This window comes from Verrucosispora sp. FIM060022 (assembly GCF_003977705.1).
GTDB lineage: Bacteria > Actinomycetota > Actinomycetes > Mycobacteriales > Micromonosporaceae > Micromonospora > Micromonospora gifhornensis.
Window position 1 is genome coordinate 613,929 of record NZ_RQIV01000001.1, and the last position, 15,874, is coordinate 629,802.

15 protein-coding genes are annotated in these 15,874 nt (G+C 71.6%); 11 read left to right on the forward strand and 4 right to left on the reverse strand.

Translation table 11 applies throughout. The features are described from left to right. Positions 1–40: 40 nt before the first annotated feature. The 4 genes from EG812_RS29455 to EG812_RS02615 all read right to left on the reverse strand — a co-directional run bounded on the left by EG812_RS29455 (position 41) and on the right by EG812_RS02615 (position 3,664). Positions 41–892, reverse strand: a complete 852-nt coding sequence (locus EG812_RS29455) for an SAM-dependent methyltransferase (protein ID WP_233579345.1) — start codon at positions 890–892, stop codon at positions 41–43. After that, positions 889–2,391 carry a class I adenylate-forming enzyme family protein gene (locus EG812_RS29460; protein ID WP_013734710.1) on the reverse strand — a complete coding sequence of 501 codons (1,503 nt, stop codon included), beginning with the start codon at positions 2,389–2,391 and terminating at the stop codon, positions 889–891. The genes EG812_RS29455 and EG812_RS29460 overlap by 4 nt, the downstream gene beginning before the upstream one ends. A gap of 6 nt (positions 2,392–2,397) precedes the next feature. After that, on the reverse strand, positions 2,398–2,667 hold the full coding sequence (locus EG812_RS02610) for a phosphopantetheine-binding protein (RefSeq protein WP_013734709.1): 270 nt from the start codon (positions 2,665–2,667) through the stop codon (positions 2,398–2,400). 73 nt (positions 2,668–2,740) lie between these two features. Then, positions 2,741–3,664, reverse strand: a complete 924-nt coding sequence (locus EG812_RS02615; RefSeq protein WP_126710629.1) for an alpha/beta hydrolase — start codon at positions 3,662–3,664, stop codon at positions 2,741–2,743. Between the two features lie 159 nt (positions 3,665–3,823). Here EG812_RS02615 and EG812_RS02620 point away from each other — a divergent pair, with 159 nt between their 5' ends. The 11 genes from EG812_RS02620 (at position 3,824) to EG812_RS02670 (ending at position 15,750) form a co-directional block, all read left to right on the forward strand. Further along, positions 3,824–4,894 carry an alpha-hydroxy acid oxidase gene (locus EG812_RS02620; RefSeq protein WP_013734707.1) on the forward strand — a complete coding sequence of 357 codons (1,071 nt, stop codon included), beginning with the start codon at positions 3,824–3,826 and terminating at the stop codon, positions 4,892–4,894. A 16-nt stretch (positions 4,895–4,910) separates the two neighbouring features. Beyond that, a complete protein-coding gene (locus tag EG812_RS02625) occupies positions 4,911–7,013 on the forward strand; it encodes a glycosyltransferase family 2 protein (RefSeq protein ID WP_013734706.1) in 2,103 nt (700 codons plus the stop codon). Then, on the forward strand, positions 7,010–8,278 hold the full coding sequence (locus tag EG812_RS02630; protein ID WP_199743792.1) for a nucleotide sugar dehydrogenase: 1,269 nt from the start codon (positions 7,010–7,012) through the stop codon (positions 8,276–8,278). The genes EG812_RS02625 and EG812_RS02630 overlap by 4 nt, the downstream gene beginning before the upstream one ends. Before the next feature lie 114 nt (positions 8,279–8,392). Further along, entirely contained in the window at positions 8,393–9,100 is a 708-nt protein-coding gene (locus EG812_RS02635) for an alpha/beta fold hydrolase (protein WP_126710630.1), read from the forward strand. Positions 9,101–9,109: 9 nt separating this feature from the next. Beyond that, positions 9,110–10,177 carry an ABC transporter ATP-binding protein gene (locus EG812_RS02640; protein WP_126710631.1) on the forward strand — a complete coding sequence of 356 codons (1,068 nt, stop codon included), beginning with the start codon at positions 9,110–9,112 and terminating at the stop codon, positions 10,175–10,177. Further along, positions 10,177–10,953, forward strand: a complete 777-nt coding sequence (locus EG812_RS02645) for an ABC transporter permease (protein WP_126710632.1) — start codon at positions 10,177–10,179, stop codon at positions 10,951–10,953. The genes EG812_RS02640 and EG812_RS02645 overlap by 1 nt, the downstream gene beginning before the upstream one ends. Positions 10,954–11,104: 151 nt before the next feature. Further along, on the forward strand, positions 11,105–12,025 hold the full coding sequence (locus EG812_RS02650) for a YobF C-terminal domain-containing protein (RefSeq protein WP_043721367.1): 921 nt from the start codon (positions 11,105–11,107) through the stop codon (positions 12,023–12,025). Between the two features lie 80 nt (positions 12,026–12,105). Beyond that, positions 12,106–12,942, forward strand: coding sequence for an alpha/beta fold hydrolase (locus EG812_RS02655; RefSeq protein ID WP_013734700.1), 837 nt, complete (start codon positions 12,106–12,108; stop codon positions 12,940–12,942). Between the two features lie 148 nt (positions 12,943–13,090). Next, positions 13,091–13,897, forward strand: coding sequence for a hypothetical protein (locus EG812_RS02660; RefSeq protein ID WP_013734699.1), 807 nt, complete (start codon positions 13,091–13,093; stop codon positions 13,895–13,897). Beyond that, positions 13,894–14,823: a 3-oxoacyl-[acyl-carrier-protein] synthase III C-terminal domain-containing protein gene (locus tag EG812_RS02665; RefSeq protein WP_126710633.1), complete on the forward strand. Its 930-nt coding sequence runs from the start codon at positions 13,894–13,896 to the stop codon at positions 14,821–14,823. Before EG812_RS02660 ends, EG812_RS02665 begins: the two co-directional genes overlap by 4 nt. A 33-nt stretch (positions 14,824–14,856) precedes the next feature. Next, complete coding sequence (locus tag EG812_RS02670) at positions 14,857–15,750, forward strand: hypothetical protein (protein WP_126710634.1); 894 nt, start codon at positions 14,857–14,859, stop codon at positions 15,748–15,750. Positions 15,751–15,874 lie beyond the last annotated feature (124 nt).

Genomic DNA, 15,874 nt, shown 5'->3' on the forward strand with positions numbered 1-15,874 from the left:
AGGGGCCGGGCATCGTCGCCCGGCCCCTTCGTCGTGCGTCCTACTTGACGCCGCTGACCAGGTAGATCCGCGGCAGGATCGAGATGTTCGTGGGCGAGGCGTGCTCCGGCCACCGGCCGTAGTTGGCCGACGGGTTGCCCGGCTCGACCACCTCGACGCCGTTCCAGCCGGCCGACCCGAGGAAGGCGGGCAGGTCGTCCACCCCGAACTGCCAGGGGCTGTTGGCCTCTTCGAGCCGCTTGAGGAACTGCCGGGTGTACGGGAACTTGAAGATGCCGGTGCCGACCAGGTCGGCGGCGACACGGCTGCCCGGGGCGGACAGCTCGGCCGCGTCGCGCAGCACCTGCCGGGCACCCTCCTCGGGCAGGTAGAACAGCACCCCCTCGGCGAACCAGGTGGTCGGGCGGGAGGGGTCGTGACCGGCGGCGGCGAGCGCGCTGACCCAGTCGTCGCTGAGGTTCACCGGGATCGTCCGGCAGTCGACCCGCCGCTTCGCGCCCGACCCGGCGAGCCGGCTCTCCTTGTACGCCAGCACGGCCGGCTGGTCGATCTCGTAGAGGGTGACGCCCTCCGGCCAGTCCATCCGGTACGACCGGGTGTCCAGTCCGGCGCCCAGCCCCACGGCCTGCGAGCCGGGCGGCAGGTTGGCCAGCAGGTCGTCGAACCAGCGGGTGCGGATGGCCAGGTACGGGTTGCCGTCGTCGTTGGCGTGCGGGGTGTGGAAGTGGGTCAGCAGGGACCGCCCCTTGTCGCCGGCGAGCAGCTCCGCGTACGGGTCGTCGTACAGGCGGTCCGGGCGGCGGCTCTCCCGGGCCCGGTAGGCCGCCATCCACAGTGCGGTGTCGCCGACTCCGCCGAGGTCGTACGCCTGCTCAGACATGGTGCTCGTCATCGTGTGCTCTCCTGTCGGGTGATTGGGGATGGGGTCGGCGGCTGACGGGTCGCCGCCAGCACCTCCTGACGGTCGACCTTGCCCATGCCGGTGCGCGGCATCCGCTCCAGCACGTGCAGGTGGTGCGGCACCTCGTAGGGCATCAGCGCACCGGCCCGGCAGTACGCCAACACCTCGTCGACGCCGGTGTCGGGGTTGAGGACGACGGCCGCCTGGATCTCCTGCTCGCCGTCGTCGCGTTCCATGCCGAAGACGAAGACGTCGCGGACCGCCCGGTGCTGGCCGAGCAACCGCTCGACCCGCTGCGGGCTGACCTTGCGACCGCCCACGTTGATGAAGGCGCCCTTGCGGCCGAGCACGGTGAGGAAACCGTCCGGGTCCAGCCGCACCATGTCACCGGTGTCGTAGTAGCCGTCCGGGGTCAGGTGTGGTGTGTCGCTGCCCGCGTAGCCCTCGAACAGGGCCGGCCCGCGGACCAGCAGCCGACCGGTCGTACCAGGCTCGGCGTGCGCCGGCTCCTGGTCCGTCGGGTCGGTGATCGCCTCGACGCGCAGGCTCACGCCGGGTGCCGCTCGGCCCACGCTGCCCGCCGGCCAGTCCTGCACCGCGTACGGCACGCAGGCGACCAGACCGGCCTCGGTGATGCCGTAGATCTGCCGCACCGGCACCCGCAGCGCGGCCCGGGCCTCGGCGTCGGCGGCGGCGTTCATCGGCCCTCCGGCGGAGAGCGCGATGCGCAGCCGGGGCGGCGCGGGCCGGGTCCGCAGCACCGGTGACAGCAGCCGGTACACCATGGGCATGCCGAGCAGCACCGAGGCGCCCTCGTCGAGACCGGCCAGCACCGACCGGATGCTGAACCGCGACAACGTCATGAGCGTCGCCCCGGCCAGCAACGCGCAGAGCGTCCCGGCCAGCCCGTACGAGTGCGGTAGCGGCACCGTCACCAGGACGATGTCGTCCGCGGTGACCTCGAACAGATCCCGGTACGCCACCGCGCCGGCCAGCACACCGGGCAGTGTCTGCCGGGCTGCCCGCGGCTCACCCGTCGAGCCGGAGGTCAGCTGGTAGATCCGGCTGGACCGGCTCGCGTGGGGACCGGCCGGGCCGGTGTCGGCCCGGTATTCGGTGTAGTGCCACCGGTACGCGAACTGGTCCCCGGCGGCGGTGAGGGCCGCCGGTGGGCCGATCAGCGTGTCCGCGCCGAGCAGGTGGACCGCGGAGCGTGGGTCGGCCAGGTGGGAGGTCTGCTCCTCCAACAGCACGATGTCCACGCCGGCCTCCAGGAGCCCGAGGAGGGTGGCGATCCCTGCCGCGGTGCCGTCGAGCACCAGCACCACAGGGGTCTCGGGCGCCTGCCACCCGGCACGTCGGGCCGCCGCCATGGCGTCCGCGGACAGCTGCGCCCAGGTCGTGTCGACCCAGGACCCGCGGGTGGTGGCGGTCCGCACGGCCACCGCGTCCGGTGCGTCGGCGCGGATGCGGCACAGGTCGCTGAGCATCGTGGGTCAGCTCGCGGAGGCGTACGCCGCTGCGGCGAGAGCCCGCGGCGTGGCCACCTCGAACACCTCCTCCAGCAGGCGCGCCTGAGTCTCCGGCGTGCCCAGCCGGTCGGCCCAGCCGTCCAGGCGGGCCAGACGCTGGAGCATCTCCACCGCGCGCAGCGAGTCGCCGCCGCTCTTGAAGAAGTCCTCGTCGGCGCCGAGTGGCTCGCGGACCAGTACCTCGCCCATCACGCGGCCGATCCGGGCGCTCAGTTCTGCCGGGTCGTTGTTCATGACTCGTCCCTTCGATGCGTGGTTGCCTTGGGGGTGCCACCAATCTGCCCTCCGCCGTGCGGCGAGGGAATCTTCAGACGTGCGCATCCCCACGTAACGCGGCGCGCAGGCCGGCGACCGCGAGGGTTTCGGCGCGGCGGCCCACCGGCACCAGGTCGCCGAGGCCGAACAGGCCGTGGAAGAGGCCTTCGACGAGGTGCGTCTCGACGGGCACACCGTGTTCGGCGAGCCGGACCGCGTACGCCTCACCCTCGTCGCGCAGCGGGTCGTGCTCGGCGAGCAGGACCAGGGCGGGCGGCAGGCCACCGAGGTCGGGGGCGCGCAGCGGCGACGCGTACGGGTGCTCCCCGTCGCTTGGGTGCCGCAGGTACCGGGCCACGTACCAGCGCATGTGCTCGGCGGTGAGCAGGGAGTGGGTGTCGTCCCGGGTGCGGGGTGCCAGGCAGTCGGTCACCGGGTAGACGAGCAGCTGGTACGCGATCCGGGGAAAGCCGAGGTCGCGGGCGCGCAGACAGGTCGCGGCGGCCAGGGCGCCGCCCGCGCTGTCACCGGCCACCGCGAGCCGGTCGGGGTCGCCACCCCACTGCGCCACCCGCCGCTGCACCCAGCAGGTGGCCGTGTAGGCGTCGTCCGGCGCGGCCGGGAACGGATGCTCCGGTGCCAGGCGGTAGTCCACCGACACCACAAGCATTTTCGCCCGGTCGGCCAACTGCCGGCACACCCCGTCGTGCGTGTCGAGACCGCAGAGCACCCAGCCGCCACCGTGCAGGTAGACCACCACCGGCAGCGGCCCCGTCGGCCCGGCCGGGCGATAGATCCGGGCCGGGACGCCGTCCGCGGTCAGGTTCGTCACCTGGGCCATCTGGGGCCCACGGGGATAGCGGGCGCGGTCCTGGATCCGGCGTGCCTGATCCGGATCGGTCACCGTGGCGCCCAGGTCGGGATGGGTGGCGCGCATCCGGCGGAGGAACGCGGCCGTGTACGGATCGAGTGTCACCGAACACCTCCGCCGTCCACCGTGGCAGAACCGCAGCCGTGCGGACACTGCGCGGGCTGCGCATTCTCGGAGAACAAGAGCAACGCCGGGGCAGGCACAGTCGTCGGTAACGATCCCGGTGGCACCGCGCCGGGACCGGGTCTCCGACCGGAGGACACGATGCCAGCCGTACCAACCCGTTTCGTCCGCGCCGAGGACTTCGCCGCCGTCGCCCAGGCCGTGCTCCCCACCGACGTGTGGGACTACGTGGCCGGTGGGGCGGGGGACGAGCGCACCGTACGGGCCAACGAAGAGGCATTCCACCGGCTGACGCTGGTGCCCCGGATGCTGATCGACGTCGGCACCCGGACGCTTCACACCACGGCGCTCGGCGTGCCGCTCGCCGGTCCGATCGGTGTCGCGCCGACGTCGTACCACACCATGGCGCACCCCGACGGGGAGCTGGCCGTGGCCCGCGCCGCCGGAGCGGCCGGGCTGTTGAACATCGTGAGCGTCTTCTCCAGCACCACGCTGGAGGACGTGGCCAAGGCGGCCACCGGCCCGCTCTGGTTCCAGCTCTACTGCCTGCGCGACCGCGGCCTCACCCGCAGTCTGATCGAGCGCGCCGAGGCGGCCGGCTACCGGGCGATCGTGCTCGGCGTCGACCTTCCGGTGATCGGCTACCGCGACCGGGACATCCGCAACGCGTTCCGCCTCCCGCCGGGCGTACGACCGGTCAACCTGCCCGTCGGCACGGAGCAGGACCCGACCCTCGCCGACCTCAACGCCGTCCTGGTCGACCCGCGGCTGACCTGGCAGGACGTCGAGTGGATCCGCAGTGTCACCGATCTGCCGCTGGTGGTCAAGGGGATCGTCGCGCCCTCGGACGCCGAGCGTGCGGTGCAGCTCGGGGCGAGCGGAGTGCTGGTCTCCAACCACGGCGGGCGTCAGGTGGACGGCTCGGTCGCCACCATGACCGCGCTGCCCGACGTCCTGGACGTGGTGGGCGGATCGGCCGAGGTCTACCTCGACGGCGGGGTCCGGCGCGGCACCGACGTGCTCAAGGCGGTCGCGACAGGCGCCCGGGTGGTCTTCGCGGGCCGCCCGGTGCTGTGGGGTCTGGCCGTCGACGGCGAATCGGGCGTACGCGCCGTGCTCGACCTTTACCTGCGCGAACTCGATCTGGTCATGGCCACCTGCGGATGCCCGGACGTGGCGAGCATCGGCCCTCATCTACTGCGCAACCCCTGACGTCAACGGAGGTCTGGTGAACCCGTTCCTGGGCAACCCTGCTGAACCCCTTTACCACCGGATGTGGACGGAGCTGAACCGCCGGCAACCGGCCGAGACCGCGACCGAGAGCCCGCTGCTGGCCCTGGGTCGCAGCTCCGATGTGGACCCGCTGCTGCCGGAGCAGGTCGACGACGCCCGTCGGGTCCTGCTGGATCGGGCGGCACTGATCGATGACGGTCGCACCGAGCTGCGCGACGACGTCCTGGCCGGCCAGCGCCGCGTCGTCGAACGGTTCCTGCGCGGCCGGCGGGCCCGCTTCGGCGAGGAGCAGAGCCGGCCGCTGCCCGACATCGACGCCCTGATCCGCGAGGGCCGGGACATCTTCATCGTCATCAAGTTCATGGACGAGGCACCGCACCTGGCCGCCACCATCGACTCGCTGCTGCACCAGGAGGGCATCGACCTGCACCGGCTGGTGGTGGTGATGGTCGACAACAACTCGTCGGACGGCTCGGACGCCATCGTGGCGAAGGCGATCGAGACCAACCCCGGTCCGGCCCGGCTGGTCAGTCTGCCCCAGCAGATGCCCGGTGCCGGCAACGCGGCCCGGTTGGGAGTGGACACCTGCATCGCCACCGTCTACGAGATGTGCCGGCGGGACCAGCGCTGGGAACGGTTGCAGACCGCCACGATCGCGGTGTCCGACGGGGACACCGTCTACCACCCGGACACCCTGCGGTCGATCGCGGCGATCTTCGACGACAGCCCGACCGTCGACGGCGTCATGCCGTTCCTGACCTACAAGTTCACCGCCGCGCTGCGGCTGTTCCGGCACTACCGGCCGGCGTTCGCCGAGCCGCTCCGGCTGCGCGCCGCCGGCCTGGACCCGTGCGCGGTGCCGGTCGACCTGGCCACCGTACGCGCCCACGCGGAACTGCCCCGGGGCAAGCGGCGGCGCACCGGCGACGCGATGACGGTGACGACGGCGGACGGGACGACGATCACCGTGCCGCTGGCCGGCGTCGACGAGCACGGTCGACGCTTCGGGGCGCTTGTCGACCCGTCCGGCCGGCGGGCCTACCTGTTCGAGGATCGGACGCTGGTGCTGGACCGGGCCCCGGTGAGCGGGTTCGACGCGGCGCTGGTCTTCCTGGAGAACGGCGGGGTGGACCGGGACGAGAAGTGGCGGTGGCACACCCTGATCGGGCACGACCTGTTCCTGTTCTGGGCGTTCGCCGGGATGGGTCTGCCGGAGACCATGGTCTTCCCGGACAGCAGCGACGCGCTCAAGACGTTCCGGGTCTGGAGCTTCGCCATCGGCGGTCAGCACCAGTTGCGCCGCCCGGGCCTGCGGATCGCGACCGGCAGCGACTACCAGTCCGGCCGGGTGCTGCAGGCGGTCGGTTGCTGCCTGCGACTGGGCCCCGCCGAGGTCTTCGCGGAGACGGAGACCGACCGGCTGATCAAGATGGTGCGCAACTTCTTCCACCGGCAGACGGTCTTCTACGGCGAGACCCGCAGCGCCGCGTTGGAACGAGCCACCGGCCTCTACCTGCACATGACCCGGATCCAGGGTGAGATCGAGGAGGAGATGCGGGCCTACCCGGACGTCATGTTCGAGCAGACCGCGTTCCCGGAGCGGGTGCTGTTCCCGCTGCGCTGGATGTTCCAGAACGCGATCCGGTTCTACGCCCACGGCCCGCAGCAGCGCGACATCGTGCGCGAGCGGGTGCTCCGGCGGATCTTCACCCCGGAGACGGTCGAGAGCATCGAGCGTGAGGTGCTCACCGAGGCGACCCTCACCGAGTTGGCCACGGCGGCGTTCAGCGACAAGCAGGTGGTGGCCGAGCAGGCCGCCGAGCGGATCATCGCGGCCCACTACCCGGAGATCATGGCGTTCTACGTGGCGACCCTGCGCGACTTCTGCGAGGCCGAGCAGGTCCGACCGGAGCACTACGAGTGGCTGCTCGACGGGCTGACCGAGTCGCGTAACGCGGTGGTGGAGCAGCCCCAGCCGGTGGACCCGGCCGACGTGTGGAGCGGCGCGGAGTTCGACATCGACGTGGCCCGCGGCCAGGTCGTCCGGATGCACCAGGCAGGTGGGACCGTGCCGGCCGAGGAGGGATCGCTGGCATGAGAGCGGACGTGACGGTGTGCGGCCTGGGTTACGTCGGGCTCGCGCTGGCCCAGCAGATGAGTACCAGCGGCATGGTGGTCATCGGTTACGACGTGGATCCGGTGGTGACGGCCGAGCTTGCCGCCGGCCGCTCGCACATCGACGACGTGCTGGACGACGACCTGACCGCGATGAGCATCGCGGGATTCACGGTCAGCAGCGACCCGGCCGCGCTCGGCGCGTCGGACGCGGTGGTGATCTGTGTCCCGACGCCGCTGGACGCCGAGGGCGCCCCCGACCTCGGGGCGGTACGGTCGGCGGCCGCCGCGGTGGGCGCCCGACTGCGTCCCGGCATGCTTGTGGTACTGGAGTCGACCTCCTTCCCGGGCACCACCGACGAGGTGGTGCGGCCGATCCTGGAGCAGACCTCCGGCCTCACCGCGGGAGTCGACTTCCACCTGGCGTTCTCCCCGGAGCGGATCGACCCCGGCAACCGGGTCCGCACCATGGCCAAGACCCCGAAGGTGGTGGGTGGCTACACGCCCGGCTGCCGGACCCGGGCGATCGAGCTGTACGGCAGGTTCGTGGAGAAGGTGGTCCGGGCCCGGGGCACCCGCGAGGCCGAGATGGCCAAGCTGCTGGAGAACACGTACCGGCACGTCAACATCGCGCTGGTGAACGAGATGGCGATCTTCTGCCACCGGTTCGGCATCGACATCTGGGACGTGGTCGACTGCGCCGCCACCAAGCCGTTCGGCTTCGAGCCGTTCCGGCCGGGGCCGGGCGTGGGCGGCCACTGCATCCCGGTGGACCCGCACTACCTCGCGTTCAAGGCGCGCTCGGTGGGGCTGGAGAGCACGCTTATCGACGCGGCCGAACGGATCAACGCCGGCATGCCCGCGTACGTCGTCCAACGCTGCGCGGACCTGCTGCGCACGCACGGCGGCGAGTTGGCCGGGGCGCACGTGCTGCTGCTCGGGGTGACGTACAAACCGAACATCCGCGACGTGCGGATGTCGCCGGCGTACGACGTGGTGCGTGACCTGCGGGCGCGCGGCGCGCGGGTGAGTTACCACGATCCGTTCACCCCGCGCTTCACCGTCGACGGCGAGCCGGTGCCGGCGACCGCCGACCTGACGGCGGCGCTGCGTGCGGCGGATCTGAGCCTGCTGCTCCAGGACCACACCGCCCACCAGCCCGAGGTGCTGACGGCCCACGCCCGGCTGCTGTTCGACGCGCGCGGCGTGCTGGCCCACGCCGGGGACCCGCACGTCGAGGTGCTGTAGTGGCTGCCCCGGCCCCTTCTTCCAGGTTGCTCAGTGTCGTGGCTGTCCTTTACCCCGCCACCCGCCTCTGATTACGTGGTTTCGCTCCGGCATGCCCGCAAAGAGAGGACCGGCATGGCCACCTACGTCTTGCTCCACGGTGCGGGCTCAGACTCCTGGTTCTGGCACCGGGTGATCCCGCTGCTGCGCGCCCGCGGGCACGACGTGGTGGCCCCGGACCTGCCCTGCGACGACGACTCGGCCGGGCTCGACCGCTACGTGGACGTGGTCGTGGAGGCGATCGGCGAGCGTCGGGACCTGGTCGTGGTGGCACAGTCGCTGGCCGGCTTCGTCGGGCCGTTGGTGTGCGCCCGGCTGCCGGTCGACCTGCTGGTGCTGCTGAACGCGATGGTGCCGCGACCCGGCGAGTCCGCGGGACAGTGGTGGGCAGCCACCGGCGCCGACGCCGCCCGGCGCGCCCAGGACGTGCACGACGGCCGCGACCCCGACGCGCCGTTCGACCCGATGACCACCTTCCTGCACGACCTGCCACCGGATGTGCTGGAGGAGGCGCTGCGGCACCCACCGCGTGAGCAGTCCGACCGGTTGTTCGCCGATCCCTGGCCGCTGTCCGCCTGGCCGGACGTGCCCACCCGGTACCTGCTCTGCCGCGAGGACCGGTTCTTCCCCGCCGAGTTCCAGCGCCGTCTCGTCCGCGATCGCCTGGGGATCGTCCCCGACGAGATGGACGGCGGGCATCTCGCCGCCCTGAGTCGGCCGGACGAGGTCGTCGAGCGACTCGAAGCGGCCCGGGCCCCGCGCCCCACCGTCTCCCATCCGTAGGAGGACAGCGTGTCCGTCACCACCCGCAACCAGACCGAGCCACCCGGTGCGAGGGCCGAGGTCGGGGCCGGCATCGAGGCGGTCGATCTGGTCAAGAGCTACGCCCCGCCGGCCGCCCGGGGTCGCGGCCGTAACGCCCCGCCGCCGGTGCCCGCCCTGCGCGGGGTCAGCTTCGCCGCCCCGCAGGGCACCATCCTGGGCCTGCTGGGTCCCAACGGCGCCGGCAAGACCACCGCGGTCAAGATCCTGACCACCCTCTCCACCCCGGACTCCGGCACCGCCCTGGTGGCCGGCATCGACGTCGCCAAGAACCCGACAGCGGTACGCCGGGTCATCGGCTACGTCCCCCAGAAGCCCAGCTTCGACCCGAACCTGACCGGCCGGGAGAACCTCATCCTCCAGGCGCGCATCTACGGCGCGAACCGCGCCGACGCGGGGCGGGACGCCGACGCGATCCTCGCCCGGTTCGGCCTGTCGGAGGCGGCCGGACGGATCACCCGCAAGTGGTCCGGGGGCATGCAGCGCAAGCTCGACGTGGCGATGGCGTTGATCCACTCGCCCAAGGTGCTCTTCCTCGACGAGCCGACCACCGGCCTCGACCCGGAGGCACGCAGCGAACTGTGGACGGCGATCGCCGACCTGACCCGCGCCGGTGACCTGACCGTCCTGCTCACCACCCACTATCTCGAAGAGGCCGACCGGCTCGCCGACCACCTGGTGATCGTGGATCGGGGCACGGTGGTGGCCAGCGGCTCGCCCGAGCAACTCAAGGACGGGCTGGCCGGCGACACCATCCACGCCGGAGTCGCCTCGCCCGACCTGGTCGAGTCGGCGCGGGCGGCGCTGCTGGGCGTCGACGGCATCGACGAGGTCACCGTGGACGGCACCGACCTGTACGCCCGTGCGGCCAGCGCCAGCCGGGTGCTGGCCGGCGTGGTCGCCGCGTTCGAGGCGGCCGGCGTACCGCTGGCGACCGTGACCGCCGCCCGGCCGTCGCTGGAACAGGTGTATCTGCACCACGCGGGCCGTTCGTACCGGTCCGCGCAGGAGGACCGGCGCGAGGAGGAGTCAGCCTGATGATCACGACGTTGCGCCACTCCAACTACCTGACCGGCCGCTCGATGCGGATCCTCGCTCGGCAGCCGGCATACCTGTTCTTCACGCTCATGCAGCCGATGGTGTGGCTGCTGCTGTTCAGTCAGCTCTTCAGCAGCGTCAGTGACATGCCAGGGTTCGGCGGCGGCTCCTACATCACCTTCCTGACGCCGGGCGTGATCGTGATGACCGCGATCATGTCGGCGAACTGGGCCGGGACGATGTTCATCGACGACATGAAGACCGGCGTGATGGACCGCAGCCTGACCTCGCCGGTGAGCCGGTCCGGCATGATCAACGGGGCGCTGTCGTACTGGGCGGTGGTCACCGTCGTGCAGGCGCTCATCGTGTTCGCGGTGAGCCTGCTGATCGGCGCCCGATTCGACGGCGGCGTGGTCGGCGTGCTGCTGGCCATCGTCTCGGCCACCCTGTTGGCGCTGATCTTCGCGGCGTTCTCCTGCGCGATGGCGCTTGTGGTGCGCTCGCAGGAGACCCTGATCGGCATGTCCATGTTCCTGGTGCTGCCGTTGACCTTCCTCTCCACCGTACTGATGGCGCCGGCCCTGCTGCCGGGGTGGATGCAGACGGTGGCGAAGTTCAACCCGGTGGACTGGGCGGTGACGGCCGCCCGGCAGGCGCTCGGCGCGGACCCGCAGTGGGGTGTCGTCTTCGGCCGCCTCGGTCTGCTGCTGCTCCTGCTCGTCGTGATGGCTCGGCTAGCTACCGGTGCGTTCCGCGCCTACCAGCGCGCGGTCTGATCCGCGCTCGTGCCGGATATCCCGGTCGCCGTGTCGGGCGCGACCGGGATATCCGGCTGCCTCCGGCACGGCGACACTCGGGCGTCTTCCAGGGTGCTCTATGCGTCCCGGCCTCGTGACGCACGCCGCGCGGCTGCCCGAAACTCGGAGCATGACGCTCACCTATCTGGGCAACAGCCCCTACTGCGCAGCGAACTCGCTGTCGATTCTCTTCGGCGACGAGGGTCCCGGTCCGGCGGTGCTGGAGATCGCCGGCGGCTCGCCGTTCGGCCTCGCCATCCACGGCGACGACATCATCTACTTCTCCTCGCCGGCCTGGCGGCCCGAGTTCGGCATCAACAACGCGATGGAGCTGGCCGGCTGGGAGTGCGACCGGATCCACGGTTCGCCGACCGACGCGGTGGCGGTGCTCCGCCAGGCCACCTGGGACAAGCCGGTGCTGGCCGGCCCGGTGGAGATGGGCCTGCTGCCCTATGTGCCGGGCCTGGGCCAGGCCGTCGGCGCCGACCACAACATCGTGGTCATCGGTGTCGAGGGCGACACGGTGCGGGCGCACGACGTGATCGGGTGGCCGTTCGTCACCGTCGGGGTGGACGCGCTGTTGAAAACCTGGGAAGGCAACACCTTCGCGTACGAGGCGGACGCGTACGCGGTGCGGTTCAACTTCCGGCGGGTCCGCGAGGTCGACCGGGAGACGGTGCTGCGGGCGGCCATGCACACCGCGGTCGACCTGCTCTCCGCGCCGGGCATCCCGGAGGCGGCCGAGCGGGCGGCGCAACTGGTCGAGGGGGACCTGAAGTCGATGCAGTACAAGTACCTCGTCGAGTTCCAGGTGCAGGCGGGCGCGCGGCGGCTGGCCGACGCCGCGATGCTCTACCGTCGACTGGGCAGCCACGGCCCGGCCGAGATCCTGGAACGCCAGGCGCTGCTGGTGGGTTCGCTGCAACTCGACCTGATGACCCAGGAGTACGGCCGTGCGGCGGCGACCTTCCGCGCGCTCGGGCCCACCTACGCCGAGCTGCGGCAGGCCTTCGTCGAGGCGATCGATGACCAGCCCGGCCCGGCCACCTGAGTAACACCAGCAAATCGGTCGGGGTCGAGGATCCCGGCGTTTCCGTAGCGTGCCAAGGCGGCACTGATCAAGGAGTCAACATGTCGAACGGCGAGAAGATCATCGAAGCGAACGGGGTCGACCTGTGTGTGCAGACCTTCGGCAAGCCCGATGATCCGGCCATCCTGCTCATCCATGGTGCCTCGGCATCCATGCTCTGGTGGGAGGCGGAGCTCTGCGAGCGGCTCGCCGCCGCCGGTCGGTACGTGATCCGGTTCGACAACCGCGACACGGGGCACTCGACGAACTACCCGCCCGGCCGCCCGGAGTACTCGCTGCCCGACATGGCCACCGACGCCATCGGCATCCTGGACGCGCTCGGCGTCGACCGTGCCCACCTGGTGGGCCGGTCGATGGCCGGAGCGATCGCCCTGGTCGCCGCAGACCGGTACGCCGACCGGGTCGCCTCCCTGACCCTCGTCTCGACCACCACCGGCGACCACGACCTGCCGCCGATGTCGTCCGACTTCATCGAGTACACCAGCTCCGGCGGCCCGAACCCGGAGGACCACGAGGCGGTTGTCGAGTTCATCGTCGGTCTCCAGCAGCGCTACTCCGGCCCGTCGGTCTACTTCGACGAGAACGCCGCCCGCGCCCTCGCCGAGGCCGACGTCGACCGCACCGACAACGTGGCGGCGTGCCTGGTGAACCACTTCGTCATCGACACCGGCAGCCGCATCGACTTCGGCAGCGTCGCCAAGCCGACCCTGGTCGTGCACGGCGAGCTGGACCCGATCTTCCCCGTCGAGCACGGCCAGGCCCTGCAGAAGGCGATCCCCGGGGCGAACCTGCTGGTGCTGGAGAAGGCCGGCCACGAGGTGCCGCCGCAGACCTGGGACGTGTTCGTCGCGGCGCTCGTGGAGCACACCGCCGGCTGACCGGCGTCACCAGCAGCGCGGGCCCCGGGAGTCCTCCCGGGGCCCGTCGCCGTCACCCCGTGCGTAGCAGCGCAATCCGGAAGTGGATCCGGCCGGTCCGACGGCGGGATGCTGAGGCCCGATCCGGCACGCACGGAAGGAGCATCACGTGACACGCCCACTTGGACGGAACTTTCTGCTCTTCAGCGGGCTGCTCCTGCTGGCCGGGAGCATGCTGCAGATGAACGGCGGCCGGCGGCATCCGGCCATCACCGAGGAGATGGGCACGTTCGGCAGCGACGAGTTCATGCTGTCGTTCGCGAAGCTGATGGTGAACGAGAAGGACTGGCAGCTCTACCACGAGCAGATGCTCGCCGGGCCCCTGCTGTGGGCCATCGGGTGCTGGGCGGTCATCCTGCTGGCCCGACAGGTCGGCGACAGCCGCTGGACCCCGATGGGTTTCATCGCGCTGGCAATGGGCGCGGTGCTGTGGGTGCTGACCTACATGTACGACGGCTGGGTGTCACCCGAGACCGCCAAGGCACTGCTCGCCGCCCAGGGCGACGAGACACTGGCGGCGGCGATCACCCAGACCTACGCGTCGGGGCAGTGGTTCACCATCCGGGTCGGCATCTACTCCTGGCTGCTCGTCGCCTTCGGCACGGCCCTGCTCTCGATCGGCGTGATCAACCTCGCCCGAAGCTACTCGCGCGGCATCGGCAAACCGCTGGCCTGGTTCCTCGGCGGGTTCGGCCTCTTCCTCGGCCTCTGGTCGCTGGTCGGCTGGCTCAGCGGAAACTACTACCCCGGACCGATGGTGAGTCTCTGGTGGCTGCCGGCCAACATCGCCACGCAGTTCTGGTTCACCGGCCTGTCCATCCTGGTCCTGCTGCACGCCTTCGGTCTGCACCAGCGCGGTGACGCGACCCCGGTGTCGCCGGCACCGACCGAACAACCGGTCGCGGAGCGCGCGTGACGTCGATCCTCGCCGTCGCCAGCTATCTGCCACCGCGCAGCGTCGCGGTGGCAGATCACCTGGCGGAGCTCGGGATCGAGGTCGACGCAGGGCTGTACCAGCAGTACTACGGCTTCGGTCGGATCCGCCGGGACCCACCGGGCAACCTCGCGGAGCAACTGGTGGCGGCGGGGCGGCGGCTGGACCGCCTCGCCACCGACGCGCCGCGGGTGCGGTACCTGGTCCACGCACCGACCATCGCGCACACCGCCCCCTATCCGCACACCCCGCTGTGGCAGGCACGCGCGGAACTGGGCCTGCACCAGGCGCTGCCCTTCACGCTGAGCCAGCACGCGTGTGCCTCGGCGCTGCTCGCGATCGACACCTGCGGTCGCCTGCTCGCCGCCGACGGCGACCCGGACGCCCTCGCGCTGCTGCTCACCGGGGAGAAGACCTTCACCGGCGTGGCCCAGTTCATCGCGGACTCCGCGGTGCTGGGCGAGGGGGTGGCGGCCGTCCTGATCGGTCCGGGCGGCGACCGCGACCGCGTGCTGTCGTACGCCACCCGCACGCTCGGGGAATTCCACGAGGCGCCCGAGCTGAGCCCTCGGCTCCAGGAGGAGTTCCAGGGGCGCTACACCGAGGTGCTGGCCGAGGTCATCCTCGCCGCCACCCGGCAGGCCGGGCTGACCACCGCCGACATCACCCTCGTCCTGCCGCACAACGTCAACCGGATCTCCTGGTGGCGGGTGCTGACCCGGGCGGGACTGCCGAAGAGCCGGCTCTTCCTGGACAACCAGGCCGAGCTGGGCCACTGCTTCGGCGCCGACCCCTTCCTCGGCTACCAGGCGGCGCTCGCCTCCGGCCGGCTGCACCCGGGTGACCACTACGTACTGACCGCCGCCGGGTTGGGGGCCACGCTGGCGGCGACGGTCGTCCGGCACTGACCAAGGAAGGCCCCGGATGATCAGGACAGCACCGTGTACGTGACCGGGCCGCCGACGGCGGGACCCGGCGGCCCGGACGGGCGTTTCCCGCTGCCGCTGGCCGGGGTCGTCACCCGCTCGTACCCCCAGGGGCGGCCGTTTCGCGCGCCGGGCGTACGGATCCTCACCGACCTGGGCGTCGCCCACGGGCTCACCGTCGACGTCGCCGACTACCAACGACGCACCCGGAGCACCTATACCGAGATGGTGGCCGACCTGGCCGGCGAGCTCGCCTCCGCCGACCGGCCGATCGGGCTCGTGGTGCTGGCCCACGGCACGCCGGACGCCGAGACCCAGTGGCCGTCCTGCTGGCTCGCGGCGGCCTTGCCGGGGGAGCCGCTGAGCTTCGCGGTGGCCGACCACGGGATCGTCACCCCGTTCCTGGCCCTGCGGGTGGCCGCGGCGTACGTCGGGTCGCACGACCTGTCCCGGGCGGCGGTGGTGGTCCTGGAGCAGACGGCGCTGTTACGCGATCCGGCTGCCGGCGAGGCGCCGGAACCGACCGAGAACCGCGCCACCGCGTTGATCTTCGACCGGGCCGGGGACCTGGGCGAGCTGCGGGTGCAGCTGCGCACCGGGGTCTGCACCGAATCCGCCACCGGGCTGGTCCGGGCGCGACTGGCCAACGGTGACCCCGGCGAGGCGCTGGTGGTCGGCGGCGCGTTGGCGCGGGGCGTACCGGTTTCGGCCGCCGGGGCGGGCAGGGCCGTGGCCGCCCCGGCCGGGCTGCCGTGCACCGGACCGTGGACCGCCTTCGCCGCCGGGGTGGCCGGCTGGCGCCGCGCCGCCGTCGACCGGGTCCGCCTGGTCGATCACGAGCCTCGGCTCGACACGGTGGGCGAGTGTGTCGTTGACCTGGCCCGGCCGCAACAGGTTCGGCACGCATAGACAAGCGCATGTTCGAAGAGGACCGGGATATCCGGCCGTTGCCACCATGTCGGTCAGCCCACTCATGTGAGGAGAAGGGTGTGACGATCACTCCCAACAAGCTCGCCCAGCCCACCATTGCGGG